The sequence below is a fragment of the Pseudarthrobacter sp. R1 genome (genome assembly GCF_024494415.1).
Taxonomy (GTDB): Bacteria; Actinomycetota; Actinomycetes; order Actinomycetales; family Micrococcaceae; genus Arthrobacter.
The window spans coordinates 293,073-317,781 of record NZ_JAMKFI010000005.1; the positions used below are offsets into that span (position 1 = coordinate 293,073).

Consider the following 24,709-nt stretch of genomic DNA (forward strand, 5'->3'; position numbering starts at 1 on the left):
GTTATTGGGCGCTAACCGAGTTGGCTTTGGGCGGCTCGGATCGGAACAGGAACGGACCGTCAATGGAGACCCTTGCCACCCGGCTTGACGCTACAGCCGAGGCTTTTGCCTCGAACCGAGCCGCCCAGATGTCGCTCGCTGACGAGCTGCGGAAAAAGCTGGCCGACGCCGGGCTGGGCGGACCGGAAAAATCAAGGGAACGCCACGTGGCCAGGGGCAAACTCCTGCCCCGCGAGCGGATCGACCAACTGCTGGATGACGGCAGCCCGTTCCTTGAAATTGCGCCGCTGGCCGCCAACGGCCTGTACAACGACGAAGCACCCGGCGCCGGCGTCATTGCCGGCATCGGGCTGGTTCATGGCCGCCACGTGCTGGTGATTTCCAACGACGCCACGGTCAAGGGCGGAACGTACTATCCGATGACGGTGAAGAAGCACTTGCGGGCCCAAGAGATTGCCCTCGAGAACCGGCTGCCCTGCATCTACCTGGTGGACTCCGGTGGAGCGTTCCTGCCCAAGCAGGATGAGGTCTTTCCGGACAGGGACCACTTCGGCCGAATCTTCTATAACCAGGCCAGGCTCTCAGCCGCCAAGATCCCCCAGATCGCTTCGGTAATGGGGTCCTGTACCGCCGGTGGCGCCTATGTTCCTGCAATGAGCGATGAAACCGTTATCGTCCGGAACCAGGGCACGATCTTCCTGGGCGGGCCGCCGCTCGTGAAGGCCGCGATCGGAGAGATCGTCAGTCCGGAAGAGCTCGGCGGCGGGGAAGTGCACTCAAGGATCTCCGGCGTGACGGACCACCTTGCCGAAAATGACGAACATGCCCTGCAGATCATCCGGGACATCGTGGCTACGCTGCCGCCCCCGGTGCCGCCGGCATGGGAGGTGGAAGCCGCCGTCGAACCCGCCGTAGACCCGGCGGAGGTCTACGGGGCGGTACCCACTGATGTCAATGCCCCCTACGACGTCCACGAGGTGATCGCCAGGCTGGTGGACGGCAGCCGGTTCCACGAATTCAAGAAGGAGTACGGCACCACCCTGGTGACGGGCTTCGCCAGGCTGCACGGGCACCCGGTAGGCATCGTGGCCAACAACGGGGTGCTGTTCAGCGAGTCTTCCCTCAAAGGGGCCCACTTCATCGAGCTCTGCGACCAGCGCGGCATTCCGCTGATATTCCTGCAGAACATTTCCGGGTTTATGGTGGGCAGGGACTCGGAGCAGGGCGGCATCGCTAAAAACGGCGCGAAAATGGTCACCGCCGTGGCCACGGCACGGGTACCAAAGCTGACCGTGGTGATCGGCGGCTCCTTCGGCGCCGGCAACTATTCCATGTGCGGCCGTGCCTACTCGCCGCGGTTCCTGTGGATGTGGCCGGCCGCCCGGATTTCCGTAATGGGCGGCAACCAGGCCTCCAGCGTCCTGGCCACGGTGAAGCGTGACCAGTACGAGGCAGCCGGCCAAGAGTGGTCAGCCGAGGACGAGGAAGCCTTCAAGGCACCCATCCGGCGGCAGTACGAGGACCAAGGCAGCCCGTACTACTCCACGGCCCGGCTGTGGGACGACGGCGTGATCGATCCCGCCGACACCCGCACCGTCCTTGGCCTCGCACTGGACGTGGTGTCCCGCACCCCGCTGCCGGAAACCTCCTTCGGCCTCTTCAGGATGTGAGCCCGCAATGACCATTCCCGTCTCGCCCGCCACCCGGCAGGAAACCGCTGCGGCAGCCTCACGGCGCCAGCCCCTGTTCAGTACAGTTCTGGTGGCCAACCGCGGCGAGATCGCCTGCCGCGTCATCCGCACCCTCCGCGCCCTGGGCATCCGGTCCGTCGCCGTTTACAGCGATGCCGACGCCGGCGCCCGGCACGTGCGCGAAGCAGACACAGCAGTGCGCATCGGCCCGGCCGCTGCTACGGAGAGCTACCTCAAGATTGAGGCCATCCTTGAGGCGTGCCGCACGACCGGAGCCGAAGCCGTGCACCCGGGCTACGGCTTCCTGAGCGAAAACGTGGACTTCGCCCGCGCCCTGGACCAGGCGGGCATCACCTTCATTGGCCCCGGAGTGGAGGCCCTGGACATGATGGGGGACAAGATCCGGTCCAAGAACCACGTGGCCGGCTACGACGTCCCCGTGGTGCCCGGGGTAGCGCAGCCGGGAATGACCGACGGGCAGCTGGTACAGGCCGCCGCCGCCGTAGGTTTTCCGCTCCTGATCAAACCTTCCGCCGGTGGCGGCGGCAAGGGCATGCATGTGGTGGAAAGGCCGGAGGACCTCGAGGCCACGCTGGCCACAGCCCGGCGGGTGGCGGCGAGCGCCTTCGGCGACGACACCCTGTTCCTGGAACGCCTGGTGTCCACGCCGCGGCACATCGAGGTGCAGGTGCTCGCGGACAACCACGGCAACGTCATCCACCTCGGCGAGCGTGAGTGCTCGCTGCAGCGGCGGCACCAAAAGGTCATCGAAGAGGCACCATCGCCGCTGCTCGAATCACTCGCGGAAGGTGGTGCGATCCGCGCCCGCATCGGCGAGGCCGCCTGCAACGCTGCCCGCAGCGTGAATTACAGCGGCGCCGGAACAGTGGAGTTCCTCGTCTCCGACGACTCGCCGGAGGAGTTCTACTTCATGGAGATGAACACCAGGCTGCAGGTGGAGCACCCCGTCACCGAAATGGTCACCGGCATCGACCTCGTCGAATGGCAGGTGCGGATCGCCGCCGGCGAGGAACTCACCGTCCGGCAGGCCGACGTCGAACTTTCAGGCCATGCCGTGGAGGCGCGGGTCTACGCCGAGGTGCCCGAAAAGAACTTCCTGCCGTCCACGGGGACAGTGCTCCTGCTGGACGAACTGCCCGGCCGGCCCGCCATGCCGGGCACGCCGGGCAGGCAGTTGGCATCAACCGCCCACGGGACAGTGCGGGTGGACTCGTCCCTGGTGGAAGGGCTGCAGCTCTCGTCCAGCTACGACCCCATGATGTCCAAGGTCATCGCCTGGGGAGAGGACCGCGCGGCCGCCCTGGCTACCCTCGACGGGGCGCTCGCCGGGTATACGGCGCTGGGACTGGACACCAACGTGGAGTATCTGCGGCTGCTGATTAATGATCCCGACGTGCGCGCCGGCCGGCTCGATACCGGCCTGATCGAACGCACTCTTCCGGATCTTGCGTTCCGCCAGGTGGCCGAGGCCGAACTGGTGGCGGCAGCACTCTTCGCCCTTTCCGCCGAGGAACTGAACAACACACCCCTGCCGCCCGGACCCTGGCACGCGCGCAACGGCTGGCGGCTGGGAGCAGCGGCACCCCGCCGGATCAGCGTGGGGACTCCCGACGGCGGGGTGGCATCAGTGCGCATCGGCGGCGCCGCGGCTGCCGGGAAGGCAGTTGCCGGGAAGGCTGTTGCCGGAATGGCCGGTGACGATATGGCACGTGACGGCACTGGCTCTCAGGAAGCTGTCCTTGGCGGCACTGCCTCCGACGGAATGTTCCTGGTGGCCGTAGACAAGGGGCCTTCGCGTCCGGCGCGGCTCGACTTCTTGTCCCGCCGGCAGGCTGTGCTGACCCTCGATGGCCGGGCCGTGACGTACGCCATCGCACCGGTCTTCCGCGGCCCGGTGGCCCCGACGCGTGATTCCCCGGTGGTTGGGGTACCTGCCGAACTGTTCCTGGGCAATGAGGGCTGGTCCTGCCGGCTGGAGGTATTGACCCGGGAGGCGCGGCTTGAGCGGGTACTTGCAGCTATCCACCGGGAGGAGGGCACCGCGGATCCGGCGGTGCGCTCGCCGATGCCGGGAACGGTGGTATCCGTTCCGGTCAGCGACGGCGACACTGTCACGGCCGGGCAGGTGCTGGTTTCGGTGGAGGCAATGAAAATGGAGCACCAGCTGCCGGCGCCCCTGGACGGGACGGTCCACCTCAACGCCCGGCCGGGAGACCTGGTGAAGGTCGGCCAGGTCCTGGCCACCATTCATCCGCATCCCACCGGCGTTTCCAGCGACAGTCCGCCCCGAACTGCCGCCCACAGCGGCGGCGGTCCCGAGGGCGGCGCCAACACTGCAGGCATCGATTCACCCCACGGCAAAGGAGCCTAGACATGGCAGGTTTTGAACTTAGCGAGGAATACCAGGACCTCAGCGACACCGTCCGGGACTTCGCGGACAACGTCGTCGCCCCGGTCTCGGCCAAGCACGACGAGGAGCACAGCTTCCCGTACGGGGTAGTGAAGCAGATGGCGGAAATGGGGCTGTTCGGCCTGCCCTTCCCCGAGGAGTTCGGCGGAATGGGCGGCGACTACTTCGCCCTTGCCCTCGCGCTGGAGCAGCTGGGCAGGGTGGACCAGTCCGTTGCGATCACCCTGGAGGCGGGTGTCTCCCTGGGCGCCATGCCGGTCTACCGCTTCGGCACCGAGGAGCAGAAGCAGGAGTGGTTGCCCATGCTGGCAACCGGCGAGGCGCTCGCCGGCTTCGGCCTGACGGAACCGGAGGCAGGATCGGATGCAGGTGGTACCAAAACCCACGCCCGGCGTGAGGGCGGGGATTGGGTGATCAACGGCAACAAGGAGTTCATCACCAACTCCGGTACGGACATCACCCGGCTGGTGACCGTCACCGCCGTCACCGGCCAGAAGGAACGCGCGGACGGGAGCATCCAGAAGGACATCTCCACCATCCTGGTGCCCACGGACACACCGGGCTTCAAGGCGGAAAAGCCCTACAACAAGGTGGGCTGGAACGCGTCGGATACCCACCCGCTGACGCTGAAGGACGTGCGCGTCCCGGAAGCAAACCTGCTGGGAGCGGAGGGCCGCGGCTACGCCAATTTCCTGTCCATCCTGGACGAGGGCCGCATCGCCATCGCAGCACTGGCCACCGGTGCAGCCCAGGGCTGCGTGGACCTCTCGGTCAAATACGCCCAGGAACGCAGCGCCTTCGGCAACCAGATCGGCAAGTACCAGGCGATCTCCTTCAAGATCGCGCGCATGGAAGCCCGGGCCCATACCGCCCGCCTGGCCTACTACGATGCAGCCTCCCGGATGCTTGCCGGAAAGCCGTTCAAGACCCAGGCGGCCATCGCTAAGATGGTCGCAGGCGAGGCGGCCATGGATAATGCGCGGGATGCCACCCAGGTGTTCGGCGGCTATGGCTTCATCAACGAGTTCACCGTGGCACGCCACTACCGCGACTCCAAGATCCTTGAAGTGGGGGAGGGCACCACGGAGGTCCAGCTGATGCTGATCGCCCGCGAACTGGGTCTGTAGTATCCGGGACAGTAGCCGGCCTGAAAGGATCACCGATGATTGACAAGGTTGTTGCCACCGCCGAGGAAGCAGTGGCGGACATCCCGGACGGCGCCTCCCTCGCCGTGGGCGGTTTCGGTCTGTGCGGCATCCCGGTCTCGCTCATTGACGCCCTGCACCGGGCCGGCACCTCGGACCTGGAAACTGTGAGCAACAACTGCGGCGTGGACGACTGGGGCCTGGGCATCCTGCTCCGCGATGGGCGGATCCGGCGCACCATCAGCTCCTACGTCGGCGAGAACAAGGAGTTCGCCCGCCAGTACCTGGCCGGCGAGCTCGAGGTAGTCCTCACGCCGCAGGGAACCCTGGCCGAGAAACTCCGGGCTGGGGGCGCCGGCATCCCGGCCTTCTATACCAAAGCCGGCGTCGGCACCCAGGTGTCCGGAGGCGGCCTGCCCCAGAAGTACGACGCCGAGGGCGGCATCGCCGTCGCATCAGCCCCGAAGGAGGTGCGCTCCTTTGCCGGGGTTGACTACGTGCTCGAGCAGGCGTTGACTCCGGACTTTGGTCTGGTCCACGCGTGGAAGGGCGACCGCCACGGAAACCTGGTCTTCCACGCCACCGCGATGAACTTCAACCCGCTGTGCGCCATGGCCGGACGGATCACCATTGCCGAGGTGGAGGAACTCGTGGAGCCGGGCGAGCTGGACCCGGAACACATCCATACTCCTGGCATCTTCGTCCAGCGGGTGGTACTGGCCCCCAACGGGGAGAAACGCATTGAGAAACGGACGGTGGCGCTGGTCCGCTCCGGACAGGAAGCGCCCGGACATATTCGCGGCAACCAGCAGGCAGGAGCATAGCCATGGATCCCAACAGCCCCTACGCTCCCCGCCCGGAAGGCGTCCGGCCCGAGTACCGCCGCGCACCCCAGCAGCACGGGGAATCCGCGGAGGGCGCCGGCGCCAAGGGCTGGACCCGGAATGAGCTCGCCGCCCGCGTGGCGCAGGAGCTCAGCAACGGCCAGTACGTCAACCTGGGAATCGGCATGCCAACCCTCATTCCCAATTACATCCCCGAGGGCGTCGAAGTGGTGCTCCATTCGGAAAACGGGATCCTCGGCGTCGGCCCCTATCCGGCGGAGGAGGCTGTTGATCCTGACCTGATCAACGCGGGCAAGGAAACTGTCACGGTCAACAAGGGCGCCGCGTTTTTTGACTCTGCTTCCTCCTTCGGGATGATCCGGGGCGGCCATGTGGACGTCGCCGTCCTGGGTGCCATGGAAGTGGCCGCCAACGGTGACCTCGCCAACTGGATGATCCCGGGCAAGATGGTCAAGGGCATGGGCGGTGCCATGGACCTGGTGTTCGGTGCCAAGAAGGTCATCGTGATGATGGAGCACGTGGACCGCAACGGCAACCCGAAGATCGTCCAGCAGTGCTCCCTGCCGCTGACCGGCAAGGGCTGCGTGGACCGCATCATCACGGACCTGGCCGTCATCGACGTCGTAGCCGATGATTCCGGGTCACGGCTGGTGCTGCGGGAGCTGGCGCCGAACGTTTCGGTGGAGGACGTGGCGGCCGCCACCGGCGCGGAGCTTTTCGAGGAAGACCGGGAACTGACTGTATGACCGGGAACCAGGGGGTTTCGGCAGGTTCAACAACCGGGAGCCAGCGCGTTGTGGAGCAGCGCGGACTGTACTTCGATGAGTTGGAGGAGGGTGTGCTGTATGCCCACCGTCCCGGCCGCACCGTCACGGAAGCGGACAACGTCCTGTTCACCACCCTCACCATGAACACCCAGGCCCTGCACCTCGACGCTGCCTGGAGCGCCGGGCAGCCCTTTGGCCAGCGGCTGGTGAACTCCATGTTCACTCTGGCCACCATGGTGGGCCAATCCGTTTCCCAGCTCACCCAGGGCACCATCATCGCCCAGCTGGGCCTGACCGACGTCTCCTTTCCGCACCCCCTGTACCACGGCGACACCCTCTACACGGAGACGGTCATCAGCGGGAAGCGGCTTTCAAGCTCCCGGCCGGGCCAAGGAATCGTGACCATGGAGCACACGGGCCGTAACCAGGACGGTGCGGTAGTGGCAGTCGCGAAGCGCAGCTGCCTGATGTGGACGCGGGAGGCGCACACCCTGCAGCCGGGCGCGGGAGAAGGGACAATACCGGTATGACCTTTGTGATGGGCCCTGCCCTGCTTTTTTGCCCTGCGGACCGGCCGGAGCGTTACCAGAAGGCAGCCACCCGCGCCGACGCCGTCATCCTGGACCTCGAGGATGCCGTGGCGCCTGCAGACAAGCAACGGGCCCGGGGTGCGATTCTCGCGCAGCTGGGCGCCGCCGGCGATGCGCCCGAGCTGGATCCAAGCCGCACCATCGTTCGGGTCAACCCCGCCGGGACCGACGAATTCGAAAAGGACCTCCACTGCCTGGCCCACACCCCGTACAAGACGGTGATGCTCGCGAAAGCCGAGAGTGCCGCGCAGCTGGAAGCCCTGTCCGGCTACCAGGTGATCGCACTGTGTGAAACGGCAATGGGCGTCCTCAACGCCGCCTCAATCGCCGCCGCGCCCAATGTTGTGGCCCTGATGTGGGGCGCCGAAGACCTTCTGGCTTCACTGGGCGGGACCTCCAGTAGGAAGGACGACGGCGCCTACCGGGCCGTGGCGCTCCATGCCCGGTCCTCCGTCCTCCTGGCCGCGCGCGCCTTCGGCAAGGAAGCCGTGGACGCCGTCTATACCAACATTCCTGACCTGACGGGCCTGGCAGCGGAAGCGGCGGACGCCGTCGCGTCCGGCTTCGGCTCCAAAGCCTGCATCCATCCCAGCCAGGCAGCAGTAGTGCGTGGTGCCTATGCGCCGTCGGAAGCGGAAGCCTCGGCGGCAGCAGAACTGCTGCAGGCCGCCGCGGCTGCGGGGCAGGGCGTCTTCCAGTACAAGGGGCAGATGATTGACGGTCCCATCCTCAAGCACGCCGAGGCCGTCATCCGGCGCGCAGGGGACCACGTCTAGCCTTTCCGCCCGCTGGACCGCCGCAGCGAGACAGGTGGAATCGGTTCGTGGAGCAGCGTGCGCACCCAGCGGTCCCCGGTGTCCCGGAACTCCTGACGCGTCGCAAACCGGTAGAGGTAGCTGCTCACCCGCACCCAACGCGGCGGCGCGCCGTCGAACGGGTCATGGCGGAGGAGCCGCAGAATCTGGCGGTCCGCCTCCAACAGTTTGCCGAGGAACGCGTAAAACCACTCCTCGTGGACGGTCCGCAGCGGCAGGAACCACATCAGCCAGTCCAGCCGGAGATGATAGGGCGCCCATTGGCGCGGAACCCGGCGGAGGTCGCCGGGCTTGCCCTTGAACGCGTACTCCCGCCACTCGGAGGAATCGTCCGGATCGTCGTCGAGCGTCCCTTCCACCACAATTTCGATGCGCTTCTTGGTCACTGATCCGAACGCCCCATAGGTGTTGACCAGCTGCCAGCGGTTGAAGCTGGCGTTCATCAGCTGCCGGCGGGAGAACAGGTTGCGCAATGGCCAGTAACTGAGGACCACCAGCAGCAGGGTGACTGCCAGGGTAATGACCAGCCACCACAGGGGAGTCTCCCGATCCACGCCGGCCCCGCCGTGCCAGTCCAGCGGGATCACCGGCAGGACGGCGTGGGCCACCGGGTCGCTGACTGCCGCGAACGCCAGCACAATGGCAATCCAGTTCAGCCAGGCGAAGTTTCCGCTGGCCACAAGCCACAACTGCGTCAGGATGACGATCGCCGCTGCCACGCTTGCAACGGGCTGGGGGGCGAACAGGAAGAAGGGCACCACGAGCTGGGCGAAATGGTTGCCGAGCACCTCTGCCTTATGGAGGGGTTTGGGCAGCAGATGTGCCTGCCGGCTCAGGGGCCCCGGCATGGGCTGGGTTTCGTGGTGGTAGTAGAGAGCGGTCAGGTCGCGCCACTCCCGGCCGCCGCGGATCTTGATCATTCCCGCGCCGAACTCGAGCCGGAACACCAGCCACACGATCAGGATCAGGATGGTGCGCGGCGGGTCGGTCTGGTCCGAACCCAAAAAGGCAACCGTGAAGCCTGCCTCAAGGAGCAACATCTCCCAGCCGAAGCCGTAGAACGTCTGGCCGACGTTCACGATGGACATGTACAGCAGCCACAGGCTCAGGAAGGCAATCAGCGGAACCCACGGCGGCCCCTGCTGGGGAATGCCGGCCACAAGCAGCGCCGAGACCAGCAGTCCTGCCGCGCAGACCCACCGCAGCAACCGGTCCGAATACCGCCACCGGAAAAGGGTGGGCCGGCGCAGGCGGCTGAAGCCGGAAAGATATTCCGGCGCCGGCAGGAGGCCGCGCTCACCCAGCAGCGCGGGGAACTGGTTCAGGGAGGACAGGAACGCAACGAAATACAGTGCTGCCACGCCTCGCTGCAGCACCTGCCGGGCGAACTCGTAATCCGGCGCGTCAAACCAGGAGAGCCAGTCCACGCAATCCACGTTACGCCCGCCGTTGGCGCGGCTGCCACTAGGATCGAGGGATGTTTGTACTGGTGCTGATCGCCGTTGTGGCAGGCGCGTTGGCCCAGCGGATCGCAGGCCTCGGCTTCGGCCTTCTGGTTTCCCCCGTGCTGGTGGTGCTGCTGGGCCCTTTCGACGGCGTGATGATCATCAACCTCTGCGGTGCCACCTCATCACTCCTGATCCTTTCCAGGGTCTGGAGGCATGTGGCCTGGCGGAAGTACTTCGGGCTGGCGCTCGCGGCGCTGGCCGGCGTGCTGCCCGGTGCCTGGCTGGCGAGCAACGTGCCGGAAGCCCCGCTGGAGATCTGCATCGGCGTCCTGCTCATCATCGCCCTGCTGGCATCCCAGCGGTTGACCAGGAGTTCGTGGCGCGCCAGCGGGCCGGTTCCGATGGTGTCCCTGGGATTTTCCAGCGGCCTGATGAACGCCGCCGCGGGAGTTGGCGGTCCAGCCATCACGGCCTATGCCATCGCCACCCGGTGGGAGCAGAAAAGCTTCAGCGCCACTCTCCAGCCGTACTTCATCACCACTGGGTTTACCTCCCTCATCAGTAAGTACGTACTGTCCGGCGGGCACGTGCCCGGCCTGGAAGGCTGGCAGTGGCTGGCCATCCTCGGGGCCATGATCACTGGAATCGTGGCCGGCGACCTGTTGTCCGGCCGGGTGCATCCGGCGTCGGCCCGGCGCATTGTTACCGCCATCGCCTACCTTGGCGCGGTGGCAACCCTGGCCAAGGGCCTGGTGGAACTGGCAACTGCCTGAGCGACCGCAGGCTCCGGCCGCATGCCCGGGGCAGTTGGGTGCGCGATACTTAAGCAATGCAGCCACGCAAGATTGCCCTCCTCGGATCCACCGGCTCCATCGGCACCCAGGCAATTAACGTCGTCGACGGCGCCCCGCACCTTTTCGAGGTGGTGGCGCTCAGCGCCGGGGGAGGCAACCCGGAGCTCCTCGCCCGCCAGGCCGTGCACACCGGGGCAGCGGTTGTTGGTATTGCCGCCGGCGATCCGCGCCGCCTGGCAGCGTTGATCGCTGATGTTGCCGCCGCAGCCGGCAAGCAGGGCTACCGGCCGGAGATCATCGCCGGACCGGACGCGTCCACCCGCATCGCCGGGGTCGAAGCTGACGTGGTGCTCAACGGAATCACAGGTTCAATCGGCCTTGCACCCACGCTTGCTGCCCTCAGGTCAGGCGCCACCCTGGCCCTGGCCAACAAGGAATCGCTTATTGTGGGCGGTTCCCTGGTGAAGGCGGCAGCCCGGGAAGGCCAGATCGTCCCCGTGGACTCTGAACACTCGGCCATCGCCCAATGCCTGCGTTCGGGGTCACCGGCCGAGGTGGAAAAACTTATTCTCACCGCCTCGGGCGGGCCTTTCCGCGGCAGGACCCGCGAGGAACTCCACGATGTTACTCCGCAGGAGGCGCTGGCCCACCCCACCTGGGACATGGGCGTCATGGTGACTACCAACTCGGCCACCCTTGTGAACAAGGGACTGGAAGTCATCGAGGCGCACCTGCTGTTCGACGTGCCGCTGGACCGGATCGACGTCGTGGTCCATCCCCAGTCCGTGGTGCACTCCATGGTCCAGTTCATTGACGGGTCCATCATTGCGCAGGCATCCCCGCCGGACATGCGCCTGCCCATCGCACTGGGGCTGGGCTGGCCTGACCGGGTGCCCAAGGCCGCCGCTGCCTGCGATTGGACCCAGGCGGCCACCTGGACTTTTGAGCCGTTGGATGTAACGTCCTTCCCGGCCGTTGATCTTGCCAAGGATGCCGCCAAACAAGGCAGCACGTTCCCCGCCGTGTTCAACGCCGCCAACGAGGAAGCCGTGACGGCCTTCCATGCCGGCCGGATCAGGTTCACCGACATCGTGGACACGGTCGCCGCAGTTCTCAGCGAACACCCAGGCTCCTCCGGGCTGACAGTGGAAACCGTATTGGATGCTGAAAGCTGGGCACGCGCGCGCGCCAATGAACGTTTAGCAGTCAGCAGTCTCTAGGAAGCAGCAAGCACCCCCATGACCCCCGTTCTCCTCTTTGTCCTCGGTGTCGTCTTTGTGGCAATCGGCATCGCTGCCTCCATAGCGCTCCACGAAGTGGGCCACCTCCTGCCCGCCAAGCTCTTCAAGGTCCGCGTCACCAAGTACATGATCGGCTTCGGCCCCACGCTCTGGTCACGGCGGAAAGGCGAGACCGAGTACGGCGTGAAAGCCATCCCGCTGGGCGGCTACGTATCCATGATCGGGATGTATCCGCCCAACAAGGAGGACGGATCGGTCCGCCCCTCCAGCACCGGAATGTTCCAGACCCTGGCCACGGAAGCACGGTCCATGGCCCACGAAGAGGTGGGCCCGGGCGATGAGAACCGCGTGTTCTACCGGCTTCCGGTCTGGAAAAAGATCATCGTTATGCTGGGCGGGCCCGCCATGAACATGTTCCTGGGCGTCGTGCTGACGGCTGTCCTGCTGATGGGCTTTGGCATGGCCACGGCCACCACCACCATCTCCGACGTTTCCAAGTGCCAGGTGGCGGCAGGCGAAACCGTGGATCCGGATTCAGCCGACTGCCAGCTCACGCCCGCCGCGGCGGCCGGCCTCAAACCCAACGACACCGTCACCTCCTTCGACGGGAAAACCGTGACCAGCTGGGACCAGCTCACGGAGTGGATCCGGACTTCTGCCGGCCGCGAGGTCGCCATCACAGTGGAGCGGGACGGCGCCCCGGTATCCACCACGGTGACTCCCGCGCTGTCGGCCCGCCCCATCATCGGGGCGGACGGGCGGCAGGCAACAGACGACGCCGGCACCCTCCTGTACCAGGACGTCGGCTTCCTGGGCATTGGTGCGCAGACGGAACTTGTGGCCCAGCCGGCGTCGTCCGTCCTGCCCATGGCCGGGGAGAACATCCGGCAGGTGGCAGGAGTGGTGTTCAACCTGCCGGCGCGCGTGGTGGGCGTGGCGAAAGCCGCCTTCAGTGAAGAGCCACGCGATCCCAATGGGCCCATCAGCGTAGTGGGTGTGGGCCGGGTGGCCGGAGAAGTGGCCGCGATGGAGGAAATTCCGGTCCAATCGCGCATAGCCACGCTGTTTGGGCTCCTCGCCGGGCTGAACTTCGCACTGGCGGTCTTCAACCTGATCCCGCTGTTGCCGCTGGACGGCGGTCACGTTGCAGGTGCCCTCTACGAAGGCGCCCGGCGCCTGCTGGCCAAACTGTTCGGCAAGCCGGACCCGGGAGCCTTCGATATCGCCAAACTGCTCCCGGTGACCTACGTGGTGGCAGCCCTGCTGATGGGCATGAGCGCGCTCCTCATCTACGCCGATATCGTGAAGCCGGTGAATCTCTTCGGCTGACCTTCCGGGTTACAGGGGCCGGCCACGTGGAGCAGGGCACTGCCTCCCCGCTCGACGGCTCGGAAGCTGGACGAGGGTGATCGCATTCTCTTAGCCATTTCTGGCTAATATTTGATAATCAGCTGTTTATGGTTGATGATTTCCAATCAGCTGTTTAGGGTTGTGCCATGTACGTTCTTACCATCGACCAGCGGGGCAGCTCCGCTGACGTGGACCGGGTCCCCGAGCTGATCTCCGCGTTGCGGGGACTCACCACTGCGCCGTTTGAACGCTCCGTGGGCGACGAGCTCCAGGGCGTAGTGGAGCATGCTGCAGAGGTGGTGGATATCGCTCTGCACGCGCTTCGGAGCGGGAATTGGTACGTAGGGATTGGCATCGGTACCGTGCAGCTGGTTCCGGGGGGCAGCCCCAGGGAAGGGTCCGGAAGCGGTTTTGTAGCCGCGCGCAAAGCCGTGGAACTCGCCAAGGGCGCGGCCGGCCAGGTTCCGCTGTCAGTGGTGTCCGGCACCATGGGCCGTGGCAGGGAATTCCCGCCCCAAGCAAGGGAAGGTGCCGTATCCAGTGCAAATGCCCAGGCAGTGCTCCGCCTCATCGGGCGGTTGGTACAGCAACGCACCCAGGCACAGTGGCGGGTGGTGGACCGGTTGCGTGCATCCCAGGGCGGCGAGGGCAGGCATGGCAGCCAGAAGCTCGTTGCCCACGAACTGGGAATTACGGAGCAGTCGGTGAGCCGGGCCGTCCTGCGGTCCGGCTGGCAGGAAGAATGGGCAGCCAGGCCGGCAGCAGCAATGCTGCTGGACTACGCCCATTCCCAGATTGTCCGTTCCGAAAATGAAGGAGCCCGGTGACCGCGCTTTGGATCGCTGCCGCCCTGCTCGTGGCCGGCTTCGCCGGTTGGCCGGTGACCGCCCTCGTGTTCCGTCTCGCCCGGACCATCGACGACAAAGCAGATGCTGCCAAGGCTGCGGAAGAAGCCAGGAGAGCGGCCGAGGACCCCTCCGCTGACGTCACTGTTGACGGGCCGCACGCCGAAACCCAGAACGTGGACGGTGAGCTGACCGCGGCGGCGGAGGCGCCGTCGTCGGCTGATTCCATTTCACTCCCGGCTCCCACCCAGCGCATCCTGCGCGGCGGGGCAATCATTGGCGTCCTGGAACGGCTCGGCGTGTGCCTGGCCATCCTCACCGGCCAGCCGGTGGCCATCGCCTACATTGTTGCCATCAAGGGCCTGGGCAGGTTCGCGGAGCTGAAGGAAACGCCGGTGGCGGCCGAACGCTTCATCATCGGAACCTTGACCTCCATGCTGTGGGCGGCCGGAACGGCAGCGGTGGTCAAAGTACTGTTCCTGTCGTAGGAACGAGGTGGGCCGGGCCCTGCCGCCCGGCCAAAACTGCTGCCAGGTCTGCCCGGATGGGTGCAAGGGCAGGCAGGGCGATAGGGTAGCGGTATGACTGTTTTTGCCGTTGAGTACGTTTACGCCGCCGATTCCACCGAAGCCCGCAACGAGGCCCGGCCAGCGCACCGCGAATGGCTCTCGGGCCTTGCGCAGGACGGTGCCGTCCTGGCCAGCGGTCCATACGGTGACGGTGCCGGAGCGCTCCTGATCTTCAAGACAGCAGACGAGGCCGCCCTCAACTCGATCCTCAAACAGGATCCCTTTGCCGCCGCCGGAGTCATTGCCGGGACCCGCATCACGGAGTGGTCACCCATCATCGGTGTGCTCGCCGGCCTCACCGCGTAGCCTCTTCACTACCCTTTCAACTCTAGGAGTCCACGTGACCTCGGTCAGCCTGGGAATGCCGTCAGCACCGCCGCCCGTCCTCGCCCCCCGCCGCAAGACCCGCCAGATCAAGGTTGGTTCCGTAGGGGTGGGCTCAGACTTCCCCATCAGCGTGCAGTCCATGACCACCACGCCCACCACGGACATCAACGCCACCCTGCAGCAGATCGCTGAACTCACGGCCTCCGGCTGCGATATTGTGCGCGTCGCCTGCCCCTCGGCGGATGACGCCGAAGCGTTGCCTATCATTGCCAAAAAGTCCCAGATTCCGGTCATTGCGGACATCCACTTCCAGCCCAAATACGTCTTTGCGGCCATCGAAGCCGGCTGCGCCGCAGTGCGCGTGAACCCGGGCAATATCCGGAAGTTCGACGACCAGGTCAAGGAAATCGCGGCTGCCGCCCGGGACCACGGCACCTCCATCCGCATCGGCGTGAACGCAGGTTCACTGGAACCCGGGATCCTGAAGAAGTACGGCAAGGCAACGCCGGAAGCGCTGGTGGAGTCCGCTGTCTGGGAGGCTTCCCTGTTTGAGGAGCACGGCTTCCACGACTTCAAGATTTCCGTCAAGCACAACGACCCCGTGATCATGGTGGCCGCATACGAGATGCTGGCAGAAAAAGGTGACTGGCCGCTGCACCTCGGCGTGACCGAGGCCGGCCCGGCCTTCCAGGGAACCATCAAGTCCGCCACGGCCTTCGGTGCCCTCCTGTCCCGGGGTATCGGCGACACCATCCGCGTTTCCCTCTCGGCCCCGCCGGTAGAGGAAATCAAGGTGGGCAACCAGATTCTCCAGTCCCTGAACCTGCGCCCCCGCAAGCTTGAAATTGTTTCCTGCCCGTCCTGCGGCCGTGCCCAGGTGGACGTCTACACCCTGGCCGAACAGGTGACCGCAGGCCTGGAAGGAATGGAAATTCCGCTGCGCGTGGCAGTCATGGGCTGCGTGGTGAACGGCCCGGGCGAGGCCCGCGAGGCTGACCTTGGTGTTGCCTCCGGCAACGGCAAGGGCCAGATCTTTGTGAAGGGTGAAGTCATCAAGACTGTCCCTGAGAGTCAAATTGTTGAGACACTGATCGAAGAGGCCATGCGTATCGCGGAAGAGATGGGGGAGACCGATGGCGAAGATGCTGTCAAGGGTAGCCCCGTGGTTAGCGTCTCGTAAGGACGTCCCCGACCCGCCGGGGATTTTCGTCCGCACCCTGGACGGGGCGGATACGGCCGCGCTGAGGCTGCTGGCCCAGCGCGATCCGGTAACCAACGTCTTCATCCTCGCCCATCTGCGCGCTGTCGGCACCGCCGCGCCTACCAGCGGCGGGGCCGGCGTCATCGGAGTGTTCGACGACGGCATCCTGGTGGGTGCGTGCTGGGCGGGAGCCAACCTGGTTCCGGTCCAGCTGGATCCTGCCTTGGCCGGTGCAGTTGCGGAAGCGGCCAACGCCTCCGGACGGCGTTATGCCTCGGCGTTCGGACCGGCCCCGGCGGTGTTGGCACTTCACGCGGAGTTGGTGGAGCTGGGCCACCGGGCGCACGAAGTACGGGACGAGCAACCACTCATGACCATCGAGGGCCCGCCGCTGGTCGCTTCCAACCCGGGTCTGGCACTGGGAAACCTGGCCGACTTTGACCGCATCCTTCCAGCCTGCGCCGCCATGTTCGAAGAGGAAGTGGGCTATTCCCCCTTCCTGGGTGGCCGTGAGTTCTACAGCCGGCGCGTGGAAGGACTGATCCGCCAAGGCCATTCCCTGGCGCACGTGAACAAAACCGGCGACGTTGTGTTCAAGGCAGAACTGGGCGCCGTCACGTCCGAGGTCACCCAGGTCCAGGGCGTCTGGATGAATCCGCTCTATCGCGGCCAAGGCCTTAGTTCCGGATACATGGCCGCAGTGGTGGAGCAGGCCAGAAAGATCGCACCCATCACCAGCCTCTACGTCAACGGCTTCAACCTGCGGGCGCGGGCAACGTACGAGCGGGTCGGCTTCCGGCAGGTGGGAACGTTCGCTACGGTGCTCTTTTAGGGCTGCAGGATGTCCGTAATCAAGACCTCTCTCTGAAATTACTTGTCAATTGTGGTGGTCATCACTTAGGTTCGATCTAGCTGCGCTGGAGTGGCGTGGGCGGTCTCACCAGTCCTCACCAGTACTTAGGCGATAACGGCGTTGAGCCACGCCCGGATGCAATGACCAGCCCTTCTGGGGGGCCAGGGGCTTTGTATTGCCGGGCGTGGCTCTACTGCGCTTGCCGGTAGATTAGTACCCAGACGAAATGCCCGGCCTGCTGTTGCTCCAGCACTTCCCCAGAAACGGATACCCCCGTGGTTACAAGACTGTCCCAGCTATTCCTGCGCACCCTGCGTGAAGATCCCGTCGACGCCGAGGTGGCGAGCCACCGCCTGCTGGTCCGCGCCGGCTACATCCGCCGCGCCGCCCCTGGTATTTACACCTGGCTGCCGCTGGGGCTGAGCGTCCTGCGCAAGGTTGAAGCCATCATCCGGGAGGAAATGGCGAACATCGGGGCGCAGGAAGTCCACTTCCCGGCACTCCTGCCGCGTGAGCCCTACGAGGCCACCAACCGCTGGACCGAATACGGTGAAGGCCTGTTCCGCCTCCAGGACCGCAAGGGCGCCGATTATCTGCTGGCTCCCACCCACGAGGAAATGTTCACGCTGCTGGTCAAGGACCTCTACTCCTCCTACAAGGACCTGCCGCTCAGCCTTTACCAGATCCAGAACAAGTACCGCGATGAAGCGCGCCCCCGCGCCGGCCTCCTGCGCGGACGCGAGTTCATCATGAAGGACTCCTACTCATTCGACGTCGACGACGCCGGCCTGGACGCCAGCTACGCCGCCCACCGCGGTGCCTACCTGCGCATCTTCGAGCGCCTCGGCCTGGAAGTCATTCCCGTGACCGCCACTGCCGGCGCCATGGGCGGCTCCAAGAGCGAAGAATTCCTGCACCCCACGGACATCGGCGAGGACACCTTCGTCCGTTCAGCCGGAGGCTACGCCGCCAACGTCGAGGCCGTCACCACGGTGGCGCCGGCAGAGATCGACTTCTCCGCTGCTCCCGCGGCCGAGGTCCTCGATACGCCGGACACCCCCACCATCGAAACGCTGGTGGCAGCCGCCAACCAGCTCGCCCCCCGCTCCGAGGCCGACGGCGGCGCCTGGACTGCCGCGGATACGCTCAAGAACGTAGTCCTCGCCGTTACCTTGCCCACCGGGGAACGCCAGCTTGTGGTCATCGGCGTTCCCGGTGACCGCGGCGTGGACCTGAAGCGCGTCGAAGCGAACATCGGATCCTTCCTGCCGATCGCAGGCGAGATCGGCCTCGAAGCAGCCAACGACGATGACCTCAAGAAGCAGCCGCTGATCGTCAAGGGGTACCTCGGACCCGGCCTGGCGCTGGACGAACCGCTGCTGGGCAGCGAAAGCGACTCGAAGCTCCTTTACCTGGTGGATCCGCGCATCGTCAGCGGCACCACGTGGGTCACCGGTGCCAATGAAGCCGGCAAGCACGTCTTCGGGCTGGTGGCAGGCAGGGACTTCGCGTGGGACGGTGTCATCGAGTGCACCGAGGTCCGCGAAGGCGATCCCGCCCCGGACGGCTCCGGCCCCCTGGAAACTGCCCGCGGAATCGAGATGGGCCACATCTTCCAGCTCGGCCGGAAGTACGCCGAAGCCCTGGAGCTGAAGGTCCTGGACCAGAACGGCAAGCAGGTCACGGTAACCATGGGTTCCTACGGCGTGGGTGTCACCCGGGCCGTGGCAGCCCTGGCCGAAGCCAACAACGACGCCAAGGGGCTGGTGTGGCCGCGTGCCGTTGCGCCGGCGGACGTCCATGTGGTGGCTGTCGGCAAGGGTGAAGACATCTTCGCCACCGCTGAGCGGCTTGCAGCAGACCTGGCAGCTGCGGGCCTTGAGGTCCTGCTCGATGACCGGCCCAAGGTTTCGCCAGGGGTCAAATTCGGCGATGCTGAACTGCTGGGCGTCCCCACCATCCTGGCCGTGGGCCGAGGCCTGGTGGACGGCGTGGTGGAGATCAAGGACCGCCGCAGCGGCGAGGCTGAGAACGTTGCGGTAGACAAGGCAGTTGACTACGTAGTCAACGCCGTCCGCGCCAGCTGACCCCGCCGAGGTGCTCTTAGGGCTTGAGTCCCTCCAGCTCACGACGCTGGTTTTGATCGTGCTGGCTGGTTTTGCCGCGGGCTGGGTGGACGCAGTGGTGGGCGGGGGCGGGCTGATCCAGCTTCCTGCCCTGTTGCTGGTCCCGGGCATCACGCCGGTGCAGGCGCTGGCCACCAACAAGTTGGGATCCATCTTCGGAACCGCAACCAGCGCCGTCACCTACTACCGGCGGGTGGGACCGGACCTGCGAACGGCACTGCCGATGGCCGTGATCGCCCTGGCCGGCAGCTTTGGCGGCGCCATACTGGCCGCCACGCTGCCGTCCAGCGTGTTCAAACCCATCATCGTCGCCGCACTGGTGGCGGTGGCGCTGTTTACTGCCCTGAAACCGGACGCCGGGCACATCACCGCTCTGCGCCACGACGGCCACAAGCACTATGTGGTGGCCTGCCTGATCGGCGCCGTCATCGGCTTTTACGACGGCCTGATTGGCCCGGGGACGGGTTCCTTCCTGGTGATCGCCCTGGTTTCGGCGATGGGTTACGCGTTCCTGGAGGCCAGTGCCAAAGCCAAGATCGTGAACATGGCAACCAATGCTGGTGCCCTGATGTTCTTCCTGCCGCACGGCTCCATCCTGTGGGGCCTGGGCTTGCTGCTGGGTGTCGCCAATATGGCCGGCGGGTACCTTGGGGCAAGGACGGCGGTAGCGCAGGGGAGCCGGTTCGTCCGCGTGGTCTTCCTCGTGGTGGTGGCCGCCCTGATCCTGAAGCTCGGGTACGACGTCTGGCAGGAAAACTTCGCCCAACAAGGTTAGCCCAACAGGGTTAGCCCAACAGGGGTAAGGGGCGGCCGCATGGACCCACATGCGGGTGCGCGACGGCCACATTGGTTGCCGCGGCACCACTCGCCGTCAGTGTGCGCCGACCGCTTCGCCTGGCTCGGGCAGGCGGTGCGCCGAGGGCAGCCCGTCGAGGGTTCTGCCGGCCAGCGTGCTGGCCACCCAAAGGGACCTGGCCAGGTCGCCTCGATGGTCGGGCTTGCCCGCATACGCCAGGGCGTTTGCCACTTCCCTGGCAATGGCCCATTGCCGCGCGACGTCCGGATCCAGGCCCGCCGCGGAGCTGAAGTCCGCGCAGCGCCGGCGCAGGCCGGCTTCTGCCCCGTTTACGGGCAAGTCGGACAGGCGGTTCCACAACAACGGGGCCACCGCAAACTCCGGCTCGCCGATCATTGGCTGGGGGTCTATGGCGGCGTAACCGTCCGGCGTCGCAGGTCCTGCCGGGGCGGACGCAGCCGGGCGGGCCAGGACGTTGAGGAAGTGCAGGTCCGTGTGGACGAGGGCGTCGCGTGCCGAACGCCGTCCCACTGCCCCGCGGGTCTGGCACACCTCAAGGGCGGCCTCCAGCAGCCAGCGGGGGAACGGGCGTCCCAGCTGTTCCCAGTCAGCAGGCAGGTCGTCACTCCATTGCTCAGCACGGGCGGCTATGTGTTGGAACTCCTGCCACTGCGGCCGGTCATCGGGCCTGAGGCTCAGTTTCCGCAACAAGCCCGCCCACACCACCACGGCGTCGTCCATCGGGACAGCGGCGAGGGAGCGTTCGCCGTCGAGCCTTTCCAGAAGCATGGCACACGTTCCTGCATCGGACGCCAGCAGTGCCACGGCTCCCCGTCCCTGCCAGAGATCCAGGGCGTGCCGCTCCACCCGGGCTTCGTCGTGCGGGAAGGCGACTTTGAGGGCTGCCTGGGTGCCGTCCGGCTGCCGCACGGGGATGACCACGCCGCCGTGGCCGTTCCAGGGCAGGGCGCCGGGAGGCAGGTCCGGCGTCAGCTGCCAGTCTTCCAGCCGGCCCTGGACGAGGTCCGGCAGCGACGCGAGCCACGCCCGTCCCGCGCTGCTGCGGGTGTACCGCGCAGTGAGGTCAGGTGGGATTGGTACCGCAACTGGCTCGCTCATCAGTCCCAGCCTAGGCGCAGGGGAGCGGCCGGTGTGGCAGGTGCTTCCGTACACCACGCCTGTGGCACCGAGCAGCGGCCGGTGTGGCAGGTGCTTCCTTACACCACGCCTGTGGCACCGAGCATGTTGCCAACGCTGAACGTGGCGACGAGCGCCACGGCTCCGCCTGCCGCCACCCGGACAGCTGTGCGGCCAGTGCGTCGTGCGTTCTTCCTACACCGGCAGTTGCGGAAGCTGCGCTTCATCCAGGACCAGGCCCGGCAGCGGGTTTTCATCGGCGCCCCAGTGCTGGGCGCGGCGGGCTGCTCCCTGCAGTGCCGACAGGGCCCAGGCCCGGGTGGTTGAGCCGGTGATGGCCACGATGTCTCCGTAAGCCGGCAAGGTGGCTGCCTCCAGTCGGGCGAGCCCGGCGGCCGGAGCATCGAGGAACCCCGGGTCCAGGACGTACCCGGGCGGTTGCGGGGAAGGTGCCCCGCAGAGCATGAGGCTGTAGGCTGCGGCCTGGTCCGCCAGGTCCTGGTGCTGCGCCAGGAAGTCCGAAGCCGGCCGTGCCCCTTCCGGGGGAAGGCGGGTATGGGCGGCCTGGTAGCCATACACTGCTTCAAGTTCGGCTTCAGCCGCGGCAGCCAGCGCGGCCCCCACACTGATGCTCCCGGCCGCCGGCGTCGCAGGGCAGGCTGACGCTCCTGCCGGTTCAGTAGAACCCGGGCCGGCTGCCGTTACTTTCCCAGTCGGGGCCAGCTTCCCGTCCTGTGACTGGCCTTCCGGTGACTGGCCTTCCGGGGCCGGTGCGGCCGGCGCCCCAAGCTGTTCGGCTGCCAGAAGTTGCGCGGTGCCGCTTGCCGCCAGCAGGCGTGCCATGCCGCCGTCGACCGTTTCTGCGTCCCTGAGCCGTTGCTGCCCGCTGGCGGCAAGGGCGGCCGCGAACTCAGCCAGGGTCGCCTGGGCAGGAGGATTCGACGGCGGGGGAGTAACTGGGGGCGTGGCTGCGCCGGCGGGAAGCGACGCCGTCGCAGTGGCCGGCGCGGCAGCCTCAGCGGAAGCCGGGCCGGCAGGAAGCAGCAGCGCCCTGGCCTGGATGGTCAGCAAGGTCACAACATGTTCCAGCGGGCCTGCCGGGGTCCCACCGGCGGCCGCATTCCCTCCGGAGGCGGCAAGCGCCATCCCGGTGGAACGCAAACTCAAAGTCTGTTCCAACGCAGCTGTGCGCGCCTGTTCAGAGAACGGTGGTTCCGCGGGTGCAGGCGGTTCAGCCGGGATCAACGCGAAACCCAGGCTCAGGACAAGGAGGGCTGTGAGCGACAAAACGGCATACCGGAAATAGCGCATTCGCGGCGGGTTTTCCTGGCTGTCGTCTTTCACAACAGACCATGGTGTCACGCCGGGAGGGAAACTCCGTGCACCAATGAACCGCTAAAATAGCTACGCTAGTACACACAACATCATCTAACGGGAGGCGGCCGGCATCGTGAGCAATGCAGAAGCCACGGCTTCATCAGACCATACCGGAACGGGTAAGGCTGACGCCGCACACAATCCGGAAGCTGCACGGCTCAGGGCCCTCCTTGAACCCTCGGTCCAGGCCAACCGCCTGTACCTTGAGGACGTGGCGATCATCCCCGGTTCGCACCGGGTGGTCCACGTAGTGGTGGACCTTCCGCAGGAAGAAACCGGCGGAGTGAGCCTTGACGTCATCGCCGACATCTCCAAAGTCCTGTCCGACGTGCTGGACAACGATCCCGCCGACGACGGCCGTCCCTACGACCTCGAAGTCTCGTCGCCCGGAGTCGGCCGGCCGCTGACAGAACCCCGCCACTGGCACCGCGCCAAGGGCAGGATGGTCAAGGTCAACGTTGTCCAGGGCGACAACATCATGGGCCGCATCAAGTCAGTGGACAACACCGGCGTGACGCTCGTGCCTGAAATCGCGGTCAAAAAGGGAATGAAGCCCAAGCAAGGCGATCCCATCAAGCTTCCTTTCGACAGGATCCGCAACGGAAAAGTCGAGATCGAATTCAGCCACCTCAACGAGGATGGTCTGGAACCTGAACACAATGGACCTTCTGAGGAGGCCTGATGGATATTGACATGAGCGCACTGAGACTTCTGGAGCGTGAGCGTGAAATCCCGCTGGACCTCCTGATCCCCACCATTGAGCAGGCGCTCCTGGTGGCTTACCACAAGTCGCCCGGCGCCTTCGAAAAGGCCCGCGCGGAACTGGACCGCAAGAGCGGCCACGTGACGATCTGGGCCGTGGAGATTGACGATGACGGCGCCCCCATCGGCGAGTTCGAGCACACCCCGGAGGGGTTCGGCCGCATCGCCGCAAGCACCGCCCGCCAGATCATCCTGCAGCGGCTGCGCGACGTCGAGGACGACAACGTCCTGGGCGAGTTCAAGGGCCGCGAAGGCGAACTGGTGTCCGGAACCATCCAGCAGGGCCACAACCCGCACATGGTCCAGGTCAACCTCGGCACCGTTGAAGCGCTCCTGCCCCCGCCCGAACAGGTTCCGGGGGAAAAGTACATCCACGGCAACCGCCTGCGTGCCCTGGTCATCGATGTCCACCGCGGCAACAAGGGACCGTCCGTGACGCTTTCCCGGTCCCACCCGGGACTGGTCCGGAAACTCTTCGAACTGGAAGTACCGGAAATCGCCGACCGCTCCGTCGAGATCGTGGCACTGGCCCGGGAAGCAGGCCACCGCACCAAGATTGCCGTCAAGGCCAACACCCCGGGCATCAACGCCAAGGGTGCGTGCATCGGTGAAATGGGGTCACGCGTCCGGGCAGTGATGACGGAGCTCAACGACGAAAAGATCGACATTGTCGATTTCAGCGAGAACCCTGCCACGTTCATTGCCAGTGCGCTGTCCCCGTCGCGGGTGAATTCGGTCACCATCACCGACGAAGCCACCCGCTCCGCCCGTGTGGTTGTTCCCGACTACCAGCTGTCCCTGGCGATCGGCAAGGAGGGCCAGAACGCCCGCCTGGCTGCCAAACTCACCGGCTGGCGGATCGACATCGTCTCCGACGCCGCTACCGCGCGCGAAAACTAGCTGCCCGGGCAAGGGCAAACCAGCTGCCCGCCACGGGCTGCCACGCCGGAACCTCAGCGGGGTTTCGGGCAGAACGGCCCGGAGGGGCTAGAATAGAAAAGGCCGCGCCCAACGGCCGGCAGTCGTGCGCCCTGCGCGTGCCCCCTTTCGCTGAGCAAGCGAAAGGTCAGGCATTCCGGGGCCAGCAGATATGAACGTCAGGAAGATGACCGTGGCAGTGCTTTCCACCGGAAATCAACCGGAACGTACCTGCATCGGCTGCCGGAAAAAGGGCAAGCGGAATGAATTACTCCGGCTCGTCGCCGAAGGCAGCGGATCAACCGCTGTCCTGGTGGATGAACGACGCCGGATGGCTGGCCGGGGTGCATGGCTGCACCCCAGCGAATCGTGCCTGGCTCTGGCGATCAAACGGCGGGCTTTCGGACGTGCCCTTGCGGGCGCAACCGGAACGGCCGCCGTCGAAGACTGGATTAAGTCAGGCACGAGAGTTGCAGCCACGGCAACTGCAACACCAACCGTCCAACCTGAAAGCGGGTCAGAAATCTGATGGAAACCCGATGAGTTCCCAGCGATGAGTGCGCAACGATGACAACTTTGTTGCGCTCTGCAATGGGCCCTTCTGCAGTAATCGCGGCTTGGGCCCGCAGTAAGAAGTAGACGGTTCGTGCCTGGCTCGGTGCGGACCGAGACAGGAGAAAT

The 24,709-nt window shown here is 65.9% G+C and carries 23 protein-coding genes; 20 read left to right on the forward strand and 3 right to left on the reverse strand.

The window, feature by feature from the left end; genetic code table 11:
• Window positions 1-62 precede the first annotated feature (62 nt).
• From M8J71_RS05560 to M8J71_RS05590, 7 genes are read left to right on the forward strand one after another with little or no spacing between them, the layout of a single operon-like run.
• Complete coding sequence (locus tag M8J71_RS05560) at window positions 63-1,670, forward strand: carboxyl transferase domain-containing protein (RefSeq protein WP_256246965.1); 1,608 nt, start codon at window positions 63-65, stop codon at window positions 1,668-1,670.
• A gap of 7 nt (window positions 1,671-1,677) precedes the next feature.
• Window positions 1,678-4,083 carry an acetyl/propionyl/methylcrotonyl-CoA carboxylase subunit alpha gene (locus M8J71_RS05565; protein ID WP_256246966.1) on the forward strand — a complete coding sequence of 802 codons (2,406 nt, stop codon included), beginning with the start codon at window positions 1,678-1,680 and terminating at the stop codon, window positions 4,081-4,083.
• Window positions 4,084-4,085: 2 nt separating this feature from the next.
• Entirely contained in the window at window positions 4,086-5,249 is a 1,164-nt protein-coding gene (locus M8J71_RS05570) for an acyl-CoA dehydrogenase family protein (RefSeq protein WP_256246967.1), read from the forward strand.
• A 35-nt stretch (window positions 5,250-5,284) separates the two neighbouring features.
• Complete coding sequence (locus M8J71_RS05575) at window positions 5,285-6,091, forward strand: CoA transferase subunit A (RefSeq protein ID WP_256246968.1); 807 nt, start codon at window positions 5,285-5,287, stop codon at window positions 6,089-6,091.
• Window positions 6,092-6,093: 2 nt separating this feature from the next.
• Window positions 6,094-6,858: a CoA transferase subunit B gene (locus M8J71_RS05580; protein ID WP_256246969.1), complete on the forward strand. Its 765-nt coding sequence runs from the start codon at window positions 6,094-6,096 to the stop codon at window positions 6,856-6,858.
• Window positions 6,855-7,409, forward strand: coding sequence for a MaoC family dehydratase (locus M8J71_RS05585; protein ID WP_256246970.1), 555 nt, complete (start codon window positions 6,855-6,857; stop codon window positions 7,407-7,409). Before M8J71_RS05580 ends, M8J71_RS05585 begins: the two co-directional genes overlap by 4 nt.
• Window positions 7,406-8,245, forward strand: a complete 840-nt coding sequence (locus tag M8J71_RS05590; RefSeq protein ID WP_256246971.1) for an HpcH/HpaI aldolase/citrate lyase family protein — start codon at window positions 7,406-7,408, stop codon at window positions 8,243-8,245. The genes M8J71_RS05585 and M8J71_RS05590 overlap by 4 nt, the downstream gene beginning before the upstream one ends.
• On the opposite strand, the gene M8J71_RS05595 is transcribed toward M8J71_RS05590, so the two are convergent.
• Window positions 8,242-9,711, reverse strand: a complete 1,470-nt coding sequence (locus M8J71_RS05595; RefSeq protein ID WP_256246972.1) for a lipase maturation factor family protein — start codon at window positions 9,709-9,711, stop codon at window positions 8,242-8,244. The two genes, M8J71_RS05590 and M8J71_RS05595, sit on opposite strands and share 4 nt — an antisense overlap.
• A 50-nt stretch (window positions 9,712-9,761) precedes the next feature.
• Between M8J71_RS05595 and M8J71_RS05600 the strand changes: the two genes are divergently transcribed.
• From M8J71_RS05600 to M8J71_RS05645, 10 genes are all read left to right on the forward strand, one after another.
• On the forward strand, window positions 9,762-10,505 hold the full coding sequence (locus tag M8J71_RS05600; protein WP_256246973.1) for a TSUP family transporter: 744 nt from the start codon (window positions 9,762-9,764) through the stop codon (window positions 10,503-10,505).
• Between the two features lie 56 nt (window positions 10,506-10,561).
• Window positions 10,562-11,746, forward strand: a complete 1,185-nt coding sequence (gene dxr, locus M8J71_RS05605) for a 1-deoxy-D-xylulose-5-phosphate reductoisomerase (RefSeq protein ID WP_256246974.1) — start codon at window positions 10,562-10,564, stop codon at window positions 11,744-11,746.
• Between the two features lie 18 nt (window positions 11,747-11,764).
• Window positions 11,765-13,096, forward strand: coding sequence for a M50 family metallopeptidase (locus M8J71_RS05610; RefSeq protein ID WP_256246975.1), 1,332 nt, complete (start codon window positions 11,765-11,767; stop codon window positions 13,094-13,096).
• Between the two features lie 167 nt (window positions 13,097-13,263).
• Window positions 13,264-13,944 carry a MarR family transcriptional regulator gene (locus tag M8J71_RS05615; RefSeq protein ID WP_256246976.1) on the forward strand — a complete coding sequence of 227 codons (681 nt, stop codon included), beginning with the start codon at window positions 13,264-13,266 and terminating at the stop codon, window positions 13,942-13,944.
• Window positions 13,941-14,450: a hypothetical protein gene (locus M8J71_RS05620; protein ID WP_256246977.1), complete on the forward strand. Its 510-nt coding sequence runs from the start codon at window positions 13,941-13,943 to the stop codon at window positions 14,448-14,450. Before M8J71_RS05615 ends, M8J71_RS05620 begins: the two co-directional genes overlap by 4 nt.
• 93 nt (window positions 14,451-14,543) lie before the next feature.
• A complete protein-coding gene (locus M8J71_RS05625; RefSeq protein ID WP_163164460.1) occupies window positions 14,544-14,837 on the forward strand; it encodes a YciI family protein in 294 nt (97 codons plus the stop codon).
• A gap of 34 nt (window positions 14,838-14,871) precedes the next feature.
• Window positions 14,872-16,038: a flavodoxin-dependent (E)-4-hydroxy-3-methylbut-2-enyl-diphosphate synthase gene (gene ispG / locus M8J71_RS05630; protein ID WP_163164462.1), complete on the forward strand. Its 1,167-nt coding sequence runs from the start codon at window positions 14,872-14,874 to the stop codon at window positions 16,036-16,038.
• On the forward strand, window positions 16,001-16,891 hold the full coding sequence (locus M8J71_RS05635) for a GNAT family N-acetyltransferase (RefSeq protein ID WP_256247067.1): 891 nt from the start codon (window positions 16,001-16,003) through the stop codon (window positions 16,889-16,891). Before ispG ends, M8J71_RS05635 begins: the two co-directional genes overlap by 38 nt.
• Window positions 16,892-17,187: 296 nt before the next feature.
• Entirely contained in the window at window positions 17,188-18,999 is a 1,812-nt protein-coding gene (locus M8J71_RS05640) for a proline--tRNA ligase (RefSeq protein WP_256246978.1), read from the forward strand.
• Window positions 19,000-19,009: 10 nt separating this feature from the next.
• The gene (locus tag M8J71_RS05645; protein ID WP_256246979.1) at window positions 19,010-19,813 is read left to right on the forward strand and encodes a sulfite exporter TauE/SafE family protein; all 804 of its coding nucleotides are present in this window, start codon (window positions 19,010-19,012) and stop codon (window positions 19,811-19,813) included.
• 96 nt (window positions 19,814-19,909) lie between these two features.
• Here M8J71_RS05645 and M8J71_RS05650 read toward each other — a convergent pair whose 3' ends face one another.
• On the reverse strand, window positions 19,910-20,953 hold the full coding sequence (locus M8J71_RS05650; protein ID WP_256246980.1) for an aminoglycoside phosphotransferase family protein: 1,044 nt from the start codon (window positions 20,951-20,953) through the stop codon (window positions 19,910-19,912).
• Window positions 20,954-21,166: 213 nt separating this feature from the next.
• Window positions 21,167-22,132, reverse strand: a complete 966-nt coding sequence (locus M8J71_RS05655) for a DUF4439 domain-containing protein (RefSeq protein WP_256246981.1) — start codon at window positions 22,130-22,132, stop codon at window positions 21,167-21,169.
• 289 nt (window positions 22,133-22,421) lie between these two features.
• Here M8J71_RS05655 and rimP point away from each other — a divergent pair, with 289 nt between their 5' ends.
• The 3 genes from rimP (at window position 22,422) to M8J71_RS05670 (ending at window position 24,557) form a co-directional block, all read left to right on the forward strand.
• Window positions 22,422-23,030 carry a ribosome maturation factor RimP gene (gene rimP / locus M8J71_RS05660; RefSeq protein ID WP_256246982.1) on the forward strand — a complete coding sequence of 203 codons (609 nt, stop codon included), beginning with the start codon at window positions 22,422-22,424 and terminating at the stop codon, window positions 23,028-23,030.
• Window positions 23,030-24,010, forward strand: coding sequence for a transcription termination factor NusA (nusA, locus tag M8J71_RS05665; RefSeq protein ID WP_163164472.1), 981 nt, complete (start codon window positions 23,030-23,032; stop codon window positions 24,008-24,010). Before rimP ends, nusA begins: the two co-directional genes overlap by 1 nt.
• Before the next feature lie 205 nt (window positions 24,011-24,215).
• Window positions 24,216-24,557 (forward strand): YlxR family protein, encoded by a 342-nt coding sequence (locus M8J71_RS05670; RefSeq protein ID WP_256246983.1) that lies wholly within the window; start codon window positions 24,216-24,218, stop codon window positions 24,555-24,557.
• Window positions 24,558-24,709 lie beyond the last annotated feature (152 nt).